The sequence below is a fragment of the Paenibacillus massiliensis 2301065 = DSM 16942 genome (assembly GCF_000377505.1).
GTDB lineage: Bacteria > Bacillota > Bacilli > Paenibacillales > Paenibacillaceae > Paenibacillus > Paenibacillus massiliensis.
In genome coordinates, this window is sequence record NZ_KB898186.1 from 215,941 (window position 1) to 232,195 (window position 16,255).

The 16,255-nt window shown below is 47.0% G+C and carries 12 protein-coding genes; 5 read left to right on the top strand and 7 right to left on the bottom strand.

Annotated elements, in window-relative coordinates; all coding sequences use genetic code 11:
* Positions 1-297: 297 nt before the first annotated feature.
* Positions 298-4,203, bottom strand: a complete 3,906-nt coding sequence (locus D328_RS30140; RefSeq protein WP_018883850.1) for a cadherin-like beta sandwich domain-containing protein — start codon at positions 4,201-4,203, stop codon at positions 298-300.
* Positions 4,204-4,431: 228 nt separating this feature from the next.
* Here D328_RS30140 and rlmN point away from each other — a divergent pair, with 228 nt between their 5' ends.
* The 3 genes from rlmN to D328_RS0104935 all read left to right on the top strand — a co-directional run bounded on the left by rlmN (position 4,432) and on the right by D328_RS0104935 (position 7,630).
* Positions 4,432-5,520: a 23S rRNA (adenine(2503)-C(2))-methyltransferase RlmN gene (gene rlmN, locus D328_RS0104925; RefSeq protein ID WP_018883851.1), complete on the top strand. Its 1,089-nt coding sequence runs from the start codon at positions 4,432-4,434 to the stop codon at positions 5,518-5,520.
* Positions 5,521-5,632: 112 nt separating this feature from the next.
* Entirely contained in the window at positions 5,633-6,730 is a 1,098-nt protein-coding gene (locus D328_RS0104930; RefSeq protein WP_026281009.1) for a glycosyl hydrolase family 8, read from the top strand.
* A 15-nt stretch (positions 6,731-6,745) separates the two neighbouring features.
* Entirely contained in the window at positions 6,746-7,630 is an 885-nt protein-coding gene (locus D328_RS0104935) for a hypothetical protein (RefSeq protein WP_018883853.1), read from the top strand.
* A 12-nt stretch (positions 7,631-7,642) separates the two neighbouring features.
* Here D328_RS0104935 and D328_RS0104940 read toward each other — a convergent pair whose 3' ends face one another.
* The 6 genes from D328_RS0104940 to D328_RS0104965 form a co-directional block, all read right to left on the bottom strand.
* Positions 7,643-9,157: an aminotransferase class V-fold PLP-dependent enzyme gene (locus D328_RS0104940; protein ID WP_018883854.1), complete on the bottom strand. Its 1,515-nt coding sequence runs from the start codon at positions 9,155-9,157 to the stop codon at positions 7,643-7,645.
* A 178-nt stretch (positions 9,158-9,335) separates the two neighbouring features.
* Positions 9,336-9,683 carry a cupin domain-containing protein gene (locus D328_RS0104945; protein ID WP_018883855.1) on the bottom strand — a complete coding sequence of 116 codons (348 nt, stop codon included), beginning with the start codon at positions 9,681-9,683 and terminating at the stop codon, positions 9,336-9,338.
* Between the two features lie 191 nt (positions 9,684-9,874).
* Positions 9,875-10,618, bottom strand: a complete 744-nt coding sequence (locus D328_RS0104950; RefSeq protein ID WP_018883856.1) for a hypothetical protein — start codon at positions 10,616-10,618, stop codon at positions 9,875-9,877.
* A gap of 379 nt (positions 10,619-10,997) precedes the next feature.
* Positions 10,998-11,252 carry an aspartyl-phosphate phosphatase Spo0E family protein gene (locus D328_RS28365; protein ID WP_018883857.1) on the bottom strand — a complete coding sequence of 85 codons (255 nt, stop codon included), beginning with the start codon at positions 11,250-11,252 and terminating at the stop codon, positions 10,998-11,000.
* A gap of 291 nt (positions 11,253-11,543) precedes the next feature.
* A complete protein-coding gene (locus D328_RS0104960) occupies positions 11,544-12,884 on the bottom strand; it encodes a helix-turn-helix domain-containing protein (RefSeq protein ID WP_018883858.1) in 1,341 nt (446 codons plus the stop codon).
* A gap of 331 nt (positions 12,885-13,215) precedes the next feature.
* Complete coding sequence (locus tag D328_RS0104965) at positions 13,216-14,580, bottom strand: tetratricopeptide repeat protein (RefSeq protein ID WP_018883859.1); 1,365 nt, start codon at positions 14,578-14,580, stop codon at positions 13,216-13,218.
* A gap of 314 nt (positions 14,581-14,894) precedes the next feature.
* Between D328_RS0104965 and D328_RS0104970 the strand changes: the two genes are divergently transcribed.
* Entirely contained in the window at positions 14,895-15,566 is a 672-nt protein-coding gene (locus D328_RS0104970; RefSeq protein WP_018883860.1) for a hypothetical protein, read from the top strand.
* 144 nt (positions 15,567-15,710) lie between these two features.
* Positions 15,711-16,253 (top strand): guanylate kinase, encoded by a 543-nt coding sequence (locus D328_RS0104975; RefSeq protein WP_018883861.1) that lies wholly within the window; start codon positions 15,711-15,713, stop codon positions 16,251-16,253.
* The last annotated feature ends 2 nt before the right edge of the window (positions 16,254-16,255 follow it).

Consider the following 16,255-nt stretch of genomic DNA (forward strand, 5'->3'; position numbering starts at 1 on the left):
TTGTCCAGTTCATCAGTTATCTGAATCATTCCTTTCGATATCTAATGGCTTGCGCAGCTGGTCCAAGGCCCTGGCACAAAAGGTCAGTATTAGAAGCATTACTAGCAACCATTCCCTAGACCGATTCCCTAGACCTATTTCCTAGACCCATTCCTTAGATCCATTACCAGTGTATAACAAAAAGGCAGTGCGAGTCGCACTGCCAGTCTGAAAAATCATCAAATATTCCCATAGATCTTTAATGAGTATCACAGGCCTAATTTCTATGACCATGGTCAGTAATGAATTTCTATTACCTTAAATCAGGCCAGATTGCTGTAGCAATCTTCTTAGAATGGCTGCTGTCTCAGCTCTTGTTATCGACTGCTGTGGTGCAATCGTGTTCGATCCGCGGCCAGTGACCAGTCCAGTATGGATGCTTGCTGCGGCTGCTTCCTTCGCCCAGCTGGCTACCTGGGCTGCATCTGTGTAGCTGGATAATTGCTGTACCGCACCAGCAGGCACTTGGCTGTCTAGTCCGGTTACTTTCATTGCTCGCGCGATCAGAGCCATCGCTTCCTGACGGGTAATGCGCTCTTGCGGACGGAATGTACCGTCCTCGTAGCCGTCGATCAGGCTGTAGCTGGAGGCGGTCTTCACGACATCTGCATACCAGTCGCTATCGCTCACATCACTGAAGCTGTTGCTTCCTTCACCTGGCTTCAGACCAAGTGCACGTACGACGACAGCTGCGAATTCTGCACGTGTAATGCTGCGATCCGGCTCGAATGTATTGTTCGAGACGCCGCTGACAATCATACGCGATCCCATATCGTTCACTTCAGTCTTGCTCCAGTGGTTCGCTACATCCGCGAACGTTTGCGGGTTATAAATGACACTATATGCACTATTAGTCAAGCTGTTAATCTGCGCATGATATGCGCCATTGACTTGCGTGACTTTAGTTGGTACATGACGAACGCTGCCATCAGACTCAAGTACGATGCCTGTTGTAATCTGACTAGGATCGATGTTGGCTGGAAGGCCAATCGTGCGCTCTACGTAGCTGTTGAATTGGTTCACAGCTACTTTTTTACCGTCATAAGTAGCAGTAACGTTGAATTCCACAGGTGATCCAACAAGAGTATATCCGCCTTGTTGTGCAGCAGATTCGGCTGCTTGTACCGTAGTATTGCTCAGACGAGCGATCTCCACCTGCAGTTTGATGCTCTCCAGGGAGGCATTGCTGTTCAAGCCAAGCTGTTGAGCCAAGCTGTTGATCTGGATCTGCTGTGCAGGCAAAGTGTAGGTTGCTGCTTCGGTCTGGAGCACAAGTGCCGCCTGCTTGTCCTCCATGAGCTTCACGGTCTGTCCGTTCAGTTCACCGATGACTGCACCTGCATTCTCACTATCGCTGCCTGAGACCGGAATCGTCACTACTGTACCCTGACTTTCAGAATTCAGCTTCTGGGCAATAGCCTCAGCATTTACAGTAATCGTCACTATCTTTTGTCCGTTCACATCAGTAGTCGTCAACGTACCAGCAGATTCGGCTTGTCCGTTCACCAATACCTGAACGCTGTTGCTTGTGTTATTGCCAGTCGAAGGAGGTGTTGCTCCACCACCACCAGTTGAACCACCAGTGCTTGATGAGCCTCCAGTGCTACCAGTGTTACCATTATTGATAGTGTCATCAGAGCTGCTGGTTCTCCGAGTAATGAGCAGTGTGTAGGTCTTCTTCGTGCTACCATCTGGTGCAGTTACTTCGATGGTTACGGTATTACGACCACTTGTGAGAGCTATGTCTGCACTGTTTCCACTTGTGCCATTGATCAGAATGCTTGCACCCTCTTGGGCTGTAGCAACGCTAATCAACACGGAGCGAGTTGCATTGTTCACTGTAGCAGTGTACTGCTCTACATCCGGGTTAAAGGCTGGAGTCAGATTCAGTCCCGGAATTGTGATGGCTGTCAGGGCGGCATCCTGTGATGGAGCTACGGCCTGACGAGTCACATGAATGATGTATGTCTTCGTTTGTCCATTTTGTGCAGTTACCACGATCGTAATTGGATTGCTGCCTACAGACAGGGTAATAGGCTCGCTCGCCACTCCACTTGTCACGACAGAACCATTCACTGCCATGGTTGCATTCTCGTCGTCAGTAGCTGCAGTAACTGTGATGCTGCGAGTCGCATTATCGACTTCCACATCGTAGACTGCTGTTTTCGGGGCGAAGGCCGGAGATAGTGTACCACCGGACAATGTCAGTTCGCCCAGGTAAGCATTGTTGCTAACTAGGCCAAGGCGATTTACCACCAAATTGTAGGTATTGCTATTGCCGTTCTCGGCAGTAACCTTGATCTGCACAGGATTCAAGCCCTCTACCAGATCAGAGATGGTATAGGTATACACCTCGTCTGTTACGGATTGGTAGGTCACTCCTGTGACTGACAGGGTCTGGCTAAGCTCTGGTTTGGTCAAGGAGAACTTCAGGCTTGTTACTTCAGGAGCCACATCGACTTGATAATCCAGCTCTTCAGGCGTGAAGCTTGGCTCTAGCGTACCTTGTTCGACACTCAAGCCAGATAGGATCGCGGAAGCCGATTTCCATTTCGCATACAGTGTGATATGGCTAGTCACTGGCGTATGGAATTCATAAGCCTGAGTCAGTTCGCTATCGGTGTACCAGCCGAAGAAGGAGTAGCCGGATCTCTCAGGAGACGGAGGCTCCACTGCAGCATGGTTATAGCTTACTTGTTGGCTATCGATGCTCGTACCTCCGTTGGTTTCGAAGGTTACAGTTGCATCCGCATTTTGCCATTGGGCGTAGAGGATGACGTCCGCATTATCGATTGTGAACGTATTATCTGGATTATACTTTGTGCCGGTTCCATCTGCTGTTGTATTCCAGCCCGCGAAGGTATAGCCAGCTTTCTCCAGATTCCCTGTATTTCCAGCTACCGTGACTGTAGGGGACACAGTGGAATAGCTATTGTTGTCTACAGGTACAATCCCTGCATCAGCACCATTGCTGTTGTAAGTTACATTATATTGGGTAACCAGTGACTTCACGGTTGCTTTCTGACCAGCTGGTTGATCCTTGTAAGCGACATATGGAATGTCGTTGGAATCAAGAGCAAACGATATATATTGCACTTGACTACCGTTAGAAACTCCTGAGAAGTTACCTCCTCCAACCGGTTGCCATTGATTCCCGACGAGCTTTCTGATAGCTCCGAAAGGCGGCTGCATGAACATGGTTCCGTTGTCACCATAAGCAACATAAGGGGCCCCTTCCGAGTCGAAAACGATTGTGTTGTAAAACGTGGCACCCATAGAGAAGCCACTGTTTCCTACAGTCTCCCACTGGGTTCCAGTGAACTTTAATACAGCAATTTTATAAGAAGCGTCTCCATTTGAAAAAGCAATATAAGGAACATCGTTGGGGCCGATTGCGATCGCGTGATTCGTAGATTGACCGGCTGTGAGCTTGTTAGCCCCCACGTAATTCCATTGCGTACCGTTGAACTTCTTAACGGACAATCTGTAATTGTCTGTTCCGTCACTGTACACTACATAAGGGGTGTCCTGTGAATCCAGAGCGAGAGCCATCTCATTGGCATGGGTTGTAGTTACTGGCGCTCCACCCACGGTAGACCATGCATTATTTGTGAACTTCATGACTACAGCTCTAAGCTGATTCGGGTGATCTCTGAAGAGTACGTAGGGATTATTTGCGGAGTCGAAAGCGATCTGCATACCGTTCGCTGCACCTGGCGAGAGGTTGCCACTCCCTACAGATTCCCATTGACCAGCCGTGAATTTCTTAACCGCTAGTCTATAACTGTTGCCCCCATCCTGATAAACAAGGTATGGCGTATCTTGCTTGTCGATGGCCAGGAACAATTCATTTACTTCGCCCGACGAAAAACCAGGTCCTCCCACGGCTTCCCACTGGCCATTCACAAATTTCATGACCGTTGCTTTACCACCGTTAGCCATATCTTTATAAGCAACATAAGGATTATTCTGAGAATCCAAGGCAATTGAGGTGTATTCGGCTTGTCCGGCGCTTAAGCCCGCGCCACCCAGTGCAACCCATGTGTCAGTAGCTGCATGAGCACGGTTTTCTCCCAAGTTGAATCCAGGTATACCACCAAGGACTAATAGACAGGCGAGTATCATCGATACAGCTTTTTTTGCATTCAGGAAATTCCTGTTCATTCTCGACTTCCTTTCTCTAGTTGGTCTATAAGCCACAAGACTTAAGGACTATTGTAACGAGGGTCACTGAACCGATTCTGAACAGGAATCCCCATGCTTTCTCTCTTGTGTTCATCTTTAAAATTTGGGACAATGAGCAATAGGGCAAAAAGCAAGTAGTGTTTGTGATAAAGTGGCTTGAAATTGTCGTATACGAGGATCATTATGGAGATTGAAAAGAGGATAGCTATGAATAAGCCTTCTATATATGGATTAACGATGGAGCAGCTGACGGGATGGCTGGGTGAGCGCGGACACTCCAAGTTCTGGGCCACACTGGTGTGGGAAGAGCTGTACCGCCGGAGAGTTACGGAATTTGAACGAATGACAGAGGTTAAGCCAGAGATTGTACAGCTGCTGTCAGAGCAGTTCGTCATGCATACGCTAAGTGAGCATGTGAAGCAGGAATCGCGAGACGGCACGGTCAAGTTCCTCCTGAGACTACAGGATGGCAATCTGATTGAGACGGTGCTGATGCGGCAAAAGTACGGCATGTCTGTCTGTGTAACGACACAGGTAGGCTGCAATATCGGGTGTAGCTTCTGTGCCAGTGGTCTCATCAAGAAGAGTCGGGATTTGTCGGCAGGCGAGATTGTGGAGCAGCTGATGAATGTGCAGCTGTATCTGGATCAGCGTGGACAAGATGAACGAGTCACTCACATTGTGGTGATGGGAATTGGCGAGCCACTGGATAACTTTGAGCATGTATCTAACTTCGTCCGTATTATTAAGGATCACAAGGGCTTGGCTATCGGGCCAAAGCGTATAACGGTTTCAACAAGTGGTCTGCCAGAGAAGATCAAGGAATTCGCGGATAGTGACCTGCAGGTGCACTTGGCGATCTCTCTGCATGCTGCTACCAATGATCTGCGGACACGAATTATGAAGATTAATCGTGCTTTCCCGATCGAGCAGCTGATGGAGGCTGTCGATTATTATGTAGAGCGTACGAAGCGCCGGGTGATGTTCGAATATATCCTGCTCAAGGATGTGAACGATCGTAGAGAGGATGCAGTCGAATTGGCACGGCTGATTGCACCTCGTCGTGGAAGCTCTAGTATTAATCTTATCCCCTACAATCCTGTTGATGAGCACAGCCAATATCAGCGTAGCGAACAGGAATCTATTGTTGCATTCTATGATATTCTGAAGAAGAACGGCATTAACTGCACGGTACGGCTTGAACATGGTACGGATATCGATGCAGCATGTGGACAGCTTCGTAGCAAACAGATGAAGAAGGATGCAGCAGATCGCAAGCAAGTAACAGCCGGTTAAGGGGCGGGCAGAGGAAGAAGCGTGTACCTCGATGGGCGCGCTTCTTTTTTTGGATTTTTCATATGCAGTGATTCAATAAAGACATGACAACTAAGGGATGTGATTGCTAGAGATGAAGAGGCGTACAAGCAGTCTTAGACTTACAGGTGCAGTGACGCTGGTCATGGTAGGCGTAGCTCTTGGATGGTGGGGGTATAGTAGCATGGCTGATAAGCCCTCGCATTCCACAGAGCAATTCATCCTGAAGCATATGACGAATTCGAACGGCACGTTGGCCTCCTATCTACAGGCTGATATATCCGAGCATCCAGATATCCCTGCAGGCCGAGAGGCATTGTCGGAGTCATTGGGACTGTGGATGGAATACGCAGTCATGAAGGAGGATCAGCAGCTCTTCGAGAGTAGTTATCGTGTGTTAATGGATCGCTTCCTGAACGATCAGAAGTATGTGACCTGGAAGCTGGAGCCGGATGGAAGCTCTACCGTGAATACGAATGCTCTGGGAGATGATTTTCGAATCATCCGTGCTTTGTTAGAGGCCTCCAGTCTATGGGAGCAGGAAGGAGGAGCTTACGAGCAGACTGCTGAAGTGATATCCAAGACATTGCATGAACAGGTACGTAACCAGGGCTATTTTGTTGACTTTAATGATTTCAAGCATAGCTATGTCCCCGAGACGTTAAGTCTTGTCTATGTGGACACGGTTGCCCTGCGCGGCATGCGGGACAAGGGATGGATTGGACAGGAGGAATACAACCAGTATGAGCAGATGCTGTTAACTTTACCGGAGGATGGGACCTTCTTCCCTAGAACCTTCAATGTATTAAGCGGGGAATATCAGTACGCGGACGAGGTGAATCTGATTGACCAGCTGATTGTAGGCATCCACATGGTGGAGGCTGGTCGTAGACCAGAGGCGCTCATAGAATTCATGAAGCGTGAGTTCGCAGAGCATGGGGGATTGAAGGGGCGCTATGCGGCAGGCACATTGCAGGCGCAGGTGGAGTATGAATCTCCGGCTGTCTATGGGCTGGCCATTCTTTTGGCGCTGGATATGAATGACCGTCCATGGGCTGAGCAGTTATACGCCCGTATGATTACCTTCCGTACGAATCATGGTGCCTATGCTGGAGGCTATGTATTTGATCAGAATACACATATGTTCGATAATCTGCTTCCGTTGTTGGCTGAGAGGGCGCTGGGAAAATAGCAGGAGGTGGTAGCTATGAAGAAGAGAAGTGTACCGCGAGGAGCCGTCTGGGCATACGTTGTCTTAATCAGTATTGCAAGCTTGCAGCAAGTAGCGCTGTATCTGCATAGCCGTATCCATGGTGCCTATCAGTTGACGGAGCTACTACTTCTGATAGGTAGCCTTGTGGCTTTGGTCGCTGGCTTGTTACTTTCTGTACGCAGGACCATCATTTGTGTGGGGATGTTCCTGATTGCCTATCCAATCTGGCTTGTCTCATACAACAACATCGGTGCATGGAACTTGTTCTGGCTGCTCCTTATTCCGGGAAATGCAATCATCGCATCTCGTATACAATCGCTCTTGCGCCGCGAATCTCCAACAGAGAGTCTATACGGACCGCAATCAACCAGCCCAGGTCTCAGGCTATGCACGAATCTGGGCAATAAGGAAGCGTTACAAGAGGCTGTCATGAGGCACTCCAATCTGGCACGTCGCTTTCCTGAATGCTATAGTCTGTGCATCATGATGTTCAAGGTAAGGCCGCAGCCAGCCGATACGGAGCCACTAGATTCTGTAGGCTGTGCACGATTGTTGATGGATCTATCCAATTCGATTCAGAGGGAGCTAAGATTCGATGACTACACTTTCTTCATAGGAGAGGGGAGGTTCGTCATTCTATGTCCTATGATGAATGAGGATTACATACAGTTGCTCATTGGTCGGCTGAAGGCGGCTCTGATGGAGGTGGAGTATATTAACAGCCAGGGACATCATATACAGATTCTTGTTCGTTCCGGAGCTATGGTGTTTCAGCTGGAGCAATGGGAGCAGTACCCATGCATTGATACTGTCATTTCCGAGCTGGAACACCATTCACGAACAGATCTGGATGTTCAGGGGCTATCAGTAATAAGGTAGGATTATCTTTGGCTAAAATGCGTTTAACAAGGATAACGGATGCCCTATGCTCACTGGCTGTCCCTGATGATCGGAATCCCCGTAGTACTGCCATTCATTTGTGCTTGCGTCATATACGTAGTCTGATTGCCATTGTGCGCCGTGATCTGCGATTGCCTCAATCGCGGATAAAATGTATTCGATCTCCTGATCTGTCATCACTGGATGCAGTGATATTCTCACCCAGCCAAGCTTGAGCGACATGTTGCCCTGATCAATCTGGTCTGTCATGGCCTTAGACTCAGATGGTCCAAGCTGGAGCAGATAGTGTCCATAGGTGCCAGCACATGAGCAGCCTCCTCGTGCCTGAATCCCGAAGCGATCGTTCAGTAGACGTACAGCCAGATTATAGTGAACTCCCTCAATCAGTAGAGATACAATACCTGCACGATCCTTATGCTGTCCTGCCAGCACAGAGACTCGGCTGATACGACTCAACCCTTGAAGCAGTCGTGTAGTGAGCTGCCGCTCACGCTGTTCGATGTGACGTATACCCATCTGCTCCTTCAGACGAATTGCCAGTGCCGCACGGATAGCTTGCAGAAAGCCCGGTGTTCCTCCGTCCTCTCGCGCTTCAATATCACCTAGATAGCGATGCTCTCCCCATGGATTCGTCCACGATACAGTTCCACCTCCGGGCTGTTCCGGTATTGAACTGGTGTATAGCCTGGAATTCATAATCAGCACGCCACAGCTACCCGGGCCACCGAGGAACTTGTGTGGTGAGAAGCAGATTGCATCCAGTTGCTCCAGCGGATTACTTGTATGCATGCGAATCGTCTCATATGGTGCACTTGCTGCGAAATCTACGACACAAATGCCACCGTGCTCATGCATGATGCGGGCCATATCATGGTACGGAGTGCGGAGACCTGTTACGTTCGAACAGGCTGTAAAAGCACCAATCTTATACTTGCGCTCACGGTGCTGGTGAAGCACGTCCTCAAGAGCGTTCAGATCGACTAATCCATCTGGTCCAGGTGGAAGGCACCACACCTCCGCATAGGTCTCCGCCCAGGAAATTTGATTCGAATGATGCTCCATATGTGTGACTATGATCAGCGGAAGATCCTCAGACGCCAGAGGCAGGAGCGGCGTTTTTTTCAAGCCCAACAGATGCTGCAGCTTGTGAACTGCACCGGTCATTCCTGTTCCAGCGAACAGGATAACATCCTGTTCATCTGCATGGACATGTCTCTTAATCATGGCCTTAGCCTCATGATAGGCATCTGTCATGGCTGCGCTGGTAAGATTCGAACCTGTATGGGTGTTGGCAACTAACGGTCCTATGTCATGAATCATGTAATCTTCGATTGGACGATACAGTCGTCCGCTGGCCGTCCAGTCAGTATATAGCAATCTTTGTTTCCCGTATGGCGTCGCGAAGATGTGGTGCTGGCCGATGACCTGATTACGATACCATTGAAAATAATCCTCCGATGTACTGCGCGGCGCATAGGCGGCATGGCCGATTATTGCCTGGAGCATCATGAGCCTCCTTTTGCATTCAGTCTGCTATGTAGCCTACGCTGGAAGGTGCCCAAAGGTTAATGAAAGCTAAGGATTTTCACTGTTCCGACTTAAATGCTAACTCCAGGTGCAGATACCCACCTAGGCAAGATACACCGGAGCTTGCACTTGCGGTTGTGCCTCCGAAGCTGACTACTCAGCAATTTGCCTCATATACCAGCAACCGAACAATAGAGTCTGAAGCATTTTCCAGCCCGTGACTCCAATTCGGTTTATTCAGTATCACATCTCCTGGCTTTACATCCCTCTCCTCCCCGTTTACCGTCATTCGTCCCTGGCCCTCCAGAACCACGTACACCTCCTCATTTTGCTTGTGCTCGTGATAGCCGATAGACGTGCCAGGGGGAAGCTCCATGTAGTAGAAAAATTGTAGCTTACTGTCATAATCCTCTTCACCGAACAGCTTGACGGATTTCACCTCTCCTTTGCCCTGATGGCTGCTGGCGATTCTCAGCGGTGCCTCCAAAAAATTTCTGACGATCATCCTTTATCCCTCCTTATAGAAATTCCTAAAACAACCACACATTTGTCTCGAAGCTTAATCGTTCAAATTGGTATTTCGCTAAAGATTCGGACAAAGCCTGCATACGTTCCTCATCTCTTGAGACAATGCTGGTGCTCATTGATGCTGCATATGACATTCGGTGTGGGCTAGCTGCATAGACTCGTTGGTGCTTACAGCTCTGTGCTAGATGTGGAATTCTGAATTAACTTCGTCAGCTCCTCATACCAGGCGCCAATCTCCTCATCTGTTGCTGCTGTATCCAGCTCGCTCAGCTCTGACAGTAGTATGCGTTTGTCCTCTGTGCTCAGCTTGCTGGAATCATTGTCCTGATCTGCGAAGGCAGAGTTGAGATTCATGACGAACGGAGGCAGCATACCGTTCATGGCTAACAGTTCCGAAGGAATCCCGCTAAAATCACTTGCCTCTTCCTCTGCTTGCTTCATTGGTGGCTGTGGTCTCAGGCTCTCCATAAGCTCCATAACCTGATCAAACAGCTCGGATACTTCCTCATCTGTAGCTACCGAGGCATCAAAATCCGTCAAAATATTCTGCAGCTCCGCAAATGGATCGATCTCCTCTTCTGTTCCTCTGGAAGATTGCCCTGTGACCGAGCTGGACGTTGAGGCTTCTGCAATAGCTTGCTGGATCGAGCTGAGCAAGGATTTCTCCTGATCCGTGGTCAGCGGTTCCGGGCGTGGTGGCCTGCTGTAGGTACCTGTTGGAGTAATGGCCTGCTCTCCAGACGTGTGTTCGGTGTATTCTACACTTAACTGCAGCGAGTCGTGATTTCCTTGTTCTTGTCCCGCAGGCTTGGGAGGCAGTGTAGGAGAGTTTTTCTGTGCATGGTTTACACTCCCGTATTCTGTAGTTGTGTAAGATAAAAGATTACGGTAATAGTCGGTGCTAATAGACATAGTGGAGTCCCTTTCCTTTCAGCGTAATCAATTTGGTTTGTTGTCTATCCTCTTTCACATTCAACGCCCTATTGCAGCGCCCACAGAGCAGTTCATCGGCTGCGAAGCTGAATATAGACTGAAGGTAAGTTGAGTAATTGTTGAAGATGTAGGGCGTTATGTATGGAGTTGGGGCGGAGTGATGCGAGAACGATAGATGCATGAGATCACCAAAGGTGGGAAGTGGAGAGGGCTATGGATATACGTGAACTGGAGTGAGGTTCGCAAGACAGCACAAAAAAACAGCCAGATGAACAAGGGGACGTTGCTCCCACATGGGATTAATAGCGGACATCTGACTGTCTATGATATAGGATTCGTTTGGCTGAACAGACTATGGTCATGTGGTAGGCATCAAATAGCTCTTCGAATAGGATAGTGTATAGGCCGCACTCTCTTCATGAATCTCGTTGTTGTTACTGAGCGGGCGAGGACTCCGTTTATAAGTCAAGCGATTGTATTTATTAATAAGCTCGTCCAACACCATGGATTGCTTCAACACAATCGGGTGACTCAGATCATAGTGCTTGGCCAAGTTATAGAGCTGCTGTCGGGCTACATCAATGCTCTGCTGCAAGGACTTCTGATGGATCAACCCTACACACCTCCTTCTGTTGGGTTATTCTGTGTGTGTGGGCCGTATCTATCAGTAGCTAGAATCCCACATCCTTAGTTTAGGGGGATATGTCTATATCTGGGTGTAAATAATTTGGACATGTTACATATCCAGTTGCAGGTTGGAATGTCTGCCGGGAACTAGGTAATAAGAAGAGTCTCTCCGTTTGGTAGAGGTATTAAAGTAATAACCTTGGGCGCTTGGGCAGGAAAAGGATCTAATGGACGTACTATGTCAGAGCCCGTTTTTACTCACCAGCATAGGTTGCGGTTATGCTAAAGTCGATGGTGATTGCTGACTGATCATGGACTCTGTTAGCTCTTGGACGATTTCGCAGAGTATTATGTGTGTGTTCCGATTATTGATGGCAAGAGATTCTGAAATGCCCTTTAGCAAATATTCTCTGCCACTCGTGTGTACTCCCCTTTGAAGATAGTACTTTGCTAATTCCAGTAACAGCTGTACATGTAGGTCCAAGATATGTTCTTCATAATAAATTTGTTGAGCTATTTCTTTGATGGCAGATAGAATGTCAGAATGGTATTGGTCAATAATTAGGTTCACATCCAAATCAAAGAGATTGGCTACTTTAAGTATGTTAATGAGTCCAATTAGCGACTCTTCCTGATTTGTTTCGATGTATGATACATACTCGGGTAACAACTTTAACTCACCCATAAAAAGCTTTGTTATCAGTGTATTCAGCGTGGACCACTTCCTAAATAGGCCCATCCAGTATAGTGTATCACTGTCCCTTTCACGAACCCAGCTCAGATCAGCATATTTTTCTACGTATAGTAATGTTTGTTTGAAATTTTTCTGTCCTTCACATGCAGAGCCATGCATCAGGTACCCATAGGCTATATAGAAGAAGAGCGGTCTGCTGAGTCTGCTATCATCAATTGCTTCTGCATCATGTAAATGTTTATGACTGAAATACATGATTTTTGCTTTGTACAGTAATTTCTCAGCATTTTCACTGACTTTATCCCATTCGCGTAGGGCGCGATAGGTGTTAAGTAAGCTCTTTAGAGCGTCAAGCTGGTCAATTTCTTCAAGTTTTTCCACATAGGGCTCGAATTGTAGAGCGACCTGCAGGTTTTGGGCCTGATCTTTGCCCAGCTTCAAAGTAAATATGCGATATTGGCATAATGCTAGACGCTCTGAATGTTGTTTGCATTCACTTGCTGCTACATTTTTATAGAGGATCAGAGCTGCTTGCTGCTTGCCTTCTCGGAAAAAGTCTTCTGCGGTGTCAAATAAAAGAGGGGAGTATATCAGGTTATCCATTAAAAGAGACACTGTTAGCTTCATGCATTCCAGCTTGTCTAGTGATGCGCAGCGGTAGAGAAAAGGCTTCATTCTGCGCCAGTTCAGAGGTGCACCAGCTAGACACTCTTCTATGTATCTTTCGTAGTAATGACCGAGAGGAAGCTCCATTGCTGTGGTGATCCGATCAAGCTGATCGACAGCCATAATTTTATTACCGTTAATAAGTGAGCTGAGTGTGCCTGCATTGATACCCGATTCCTTGCTTAATCTGCTGATACTCCATTCCCGTTCTTTCATGAATCGTTGCAACTCTGTAAGAATGATCGTAGAGCTTGTCACGATATCCCCCCTGTCACCTCGTTGCAAAGTGCCTTGTAGGTGCTAATTACTCTCATAAATAAAATAAAAAGGTAATATGAGATGTTACTTCTCATATTACCTGTCTATTTCAAAAAAATGTAATTGTGGTGTATGGAATAGCAGACTAAAAACTTTGTGAGTGTTATTAAACATTCAAAAAAATCTATTCTAGAAAGTTAGTATTCCCCATGATGGGAGTTAGGTTTGAAAATAGGTCCATTTATTGGTGTGTTGAACCCCAGTACAAAACATATCGTTACGAGGATTACAGTTACTTTTTTTAGCAAATACATTCAACCCCTTCTGTAGATTAAACACTCATGTTACTTATTATATTACTGTATTTTTCACGAATGCCTTCAGATGCAAATTTATTATATTGCTCAAACAGTTTAATGAATTGAAGGATACAATCCTTTTTATTTCTAAACACTGAATTAGATAAGCCTGAAATTAAACTATTAAAACCGGGAGCATAGTTACCGCTATTTAAATAGTACTTGGTTAATTCAACCATAAGCTCAATATAACGGTCAAATGTTGTTCTGGTCGTGTAACGCTGGTTAGTCTCTTGGGTGGTTATAAGTTCGGAAATATCATTAATAAATTCAACCAAAATATAATCAATGTTAAAATTATGGCGATTAGCTGCAGTAGAAATATTCAGTAATCCGGTGAGCAACTCGTCATTTTGTGAGCGAAAACTCTGAACATATTCATCTAATATACTGAGGTCTCCAGATAATAATCTAACAACCAGTCTATTATTTTCTGCCCAAGATTCAAAAAGTCGAATCGCGTGTAAGGTATCGGGGTCATCTTCCTTAACCCAGCTTAAATCAGCATATAATTCAATATATTGAAGAGCCTGATTATACTCGCCTGTTTCATCGTAGACATTTGCTTGAAGCAAATAGGCATAGGCAACATAAGTGAATAATAGTTTACTCGGCTTCTTCTCGTCCAAGGATCTTCTTCTTCTAGAACTCTGAGACATGAAATATAAAATTTCTGCTTTTCTACCCATTTCCTTGGCGACCTCTTCAACCTTATCCCACCGCCGTAAGGAACGATAGGTATTAGCCAGATCCTTGAGTGCATCCAACTGATCAATTTCATCCAGACGCTCCACGAACGGCTCGAACTGAATGGCGGCTTGCAGATTCTTGGAATGATCCTCTCCCAATCTTAAGGAGAAGAGACGATATTGACACAGAGCCAGGCGCTCTGAATGCTGTCTGCGCTCACTGGAGGCAACGACATCGTAAAGGATTGCCGCAGCTTCACGCTTGTTATCCTGAAAGAAATCCTCGGCCGTCTCGAACAATAATGGAGAGTACGTCAAATTATCAATCAGCAGGGCCACAGCCTTCTCCATACAGCTCAGCTTGCCGAGCTCAGCACATCGATACAGGAAAGGTCTGATCCTCCGCCAGTTCAGTGGCGCGTTAATAAGACATTCTTCAATGTACTGTTCGTAAAAATGCCCATGCTCCAGCCCCATTACGGTGGTAATGCGGTCAAGCTGGTCCACGGCAATCACTTTGTTACCGCTTAGAATTGAACTGATCGTTCCTGGATTAAGGCCTGAAATTTTTCCCAGTTGACTAATATTAAGTGCTTTCAACTCCATGTAGTTCTCAAGTTCTGTGCGAATCGTGGTTGCCTGTGCCAATATAACCACCCCTTAAAGCTTAACATTAGGATCTGATGATCGTCCAGATATACGTTTGGAATAATTTATTAAATTTTTAACTAAAAAAACGCTACTATGTAAGGGAGCCTCATCTTCAATCCATCATCAAATTCATATGTAATTTTTTTCCTTATGATTGTTACAAATATAACCATTTATTGGACGTCGGTCAATTGTTTTCTTCAAATTTCTATTAATCTGGGTTGGATAACAGGATTTCTTCTCTCTTCGACCTTACACAGCTATGCTAAAATAAACTCCAGTTCAGTTCATTAAGAAGGAGGAGAGGCAAGATGAAACGAATGGGCTGTCTGCATGCTCACTATTCGAATATCTCCTATATTGAAGAAGCATTTCACGATAAAGGGATTCAGTGGATGCATTTTGTAGACCCAGGGCTTGTATACAGCTCAGACCCAGAGCGTGATCCGGGTGATGAGGGGGCGAAGCGGCGTGTTAGGGAGCAATTGGATTGGATGCAGCGATGCCAACTGGATGCAATTCTAATCACCTGTACCTACTATGCTGCTTTGCTGTCACAGCTCAGCGATCCCATATCCAGTGATATTCCGATTCTAACGATTGATGAGCCTTATTTTGTGGAGCTTTGCCGTATAAATACCCCTCAGCTACTCCTGTTCACCAACCCCGAGACGGTAGAGGGGACGATGAACCGTTTACAGCAATATGCCGTCCGTTCAGGTCAGACTGTGCAGGTGGAGACGGAGGTCATTGACGGGGCCTTTCCACTCCTTATGCAGGGAGACAAGGAAACGTATGATGCCGTTATATCGGAGCGTATTCGTCTGCTGCTAGAGCAGAAGCCTGATTGTAGAATCTCTGTAGCTCAGCTATCTATGGTAGATGCTGTGAAAGGGCAGGTGGATCACAGGGGGAACCTGATCGGACATCCGCTGAAGCCGCTGGTTCGCGAGGTGTTGTCAGTATTGCAGTTGGAATCCTGAGCAGGATATCATCGGTTAGGCGAGAAGTGAGACAGACACACAAGTGACTGTGTAACAAAGACCTCTTCATGGAGAATGCTGTTACACGATCTTGATATTTTTAAAGACGGGAATAGAAGCAGTTCAGGAATGTGGAGGACGTACATGTATCGTATTGTTATTTTTCAAGGGCCAAGCGCTTCGGGTAAAAGCACGCTTCAGGCTATGCTGGGACTGCCGCGTGTAGTCACCTGGACGTCTAGACCACCTCGAGACGGTGAGAAGCATGGACAGCATTATTTCTTCGCTACGCGAGAAGAGCTGGAGTTCATGTACAGACAAGGTGGTATGGCAGAGATGTCTACCTATCACGGGGAGCTATACGGAACTTCACTTCGCTCACTGCAAGAGGCCATAGAGGGAGGAATGACCGTCTCTACTGTTATGGATGCACAGGGGGCAGCAGTGGTTAAGGCGCTTTTCCCTGACCAGACGCTTCTAATTGGCATCGCAGCAGACCGGGAGCAGATTCACAAGCGACTGCTGGAGCGCCAGAGCTCTCCTGAGGAGGTCGAGCGCCGTCTCATGGGCTTTGATCAGGAGACACAAAGTCTGGGGCAGTGTGATCTAATCATTAATAATAATGATGAACAGCTGCAGAAGGCCGAGGGTGTGATCCAACTACTGAAGCGGGCACTGTTAAAGTAGAT

What these genes read in the sequence shown, in the direction of transcription:
- D328_RS30140 (WP_018883850.1), bottom strand. Translation starts at nt 4,203, where the DNA reads ATGAACAGGAATTTCCTGAATGCAAAAAAAGCTGTATCGATGATACTC.
- rlmN (WP_018883851.1), top strand. Translation starts at nt 4,432, where the DNA reads ATGAATAAGCCTTCTATATATGGATTAACGATGGAGCAGCTGACGGGA.
- D328_RS0104930 (WP_026281009.1), top strand. Translation starts at nt 5,633, where the DNA reads ATGAAGAGGCGTACAAGCAGTCTTAGACTTACAGGTGCAGTGACGCTG.
- D328_RS0104935 (WP_018883853.1), top strand. Translation starts at nt 6,746, where the DNA reads ATGAAGAAGAGAAGTGTACCGCGAGGAGCCGTCTGGGCATACGTTGTC.
- D328_RS0104940 (WP_018883854.1), bottom strand. Translation starts at nt 9,157, where the DNA reads ATGCTCCAGGCAATAATCGGCCATGCCGCCTATGCGCCGCGCAGTACA.
- D328_RS0104945 (WP_018883855.1), bottom strand. Translation starts at nt 9,683, where the DNA reads ATGATCGTCAGAAATTTTTTGGAGGCACCGCTGAGAATCGCCAGCAGC.
- D328_RS0104950 (WP_018883856.1), bottom strand. Translation starts at nt 10,618, where the DNA reads ATGTCTATTAGCACCGACTATTACCGTAATCTTTTATCTTACACAACT.
- D328_RS0104970 (WP_018883860.1), top strand. Translation starts at nt 14,895, where the DNA reads ATGAAACGAATGGGCTGTCTGCATGCTCACTATTCGAATATCTCCTAT.
- D328_RS0104975 (WP_018883861.1), top strand. Translation starts at nt 15,711, where the DNA reads ATGTATCGTATTGTTATTTTTCAAGGGCCAAGCGCTTCGGGTAAAAGC.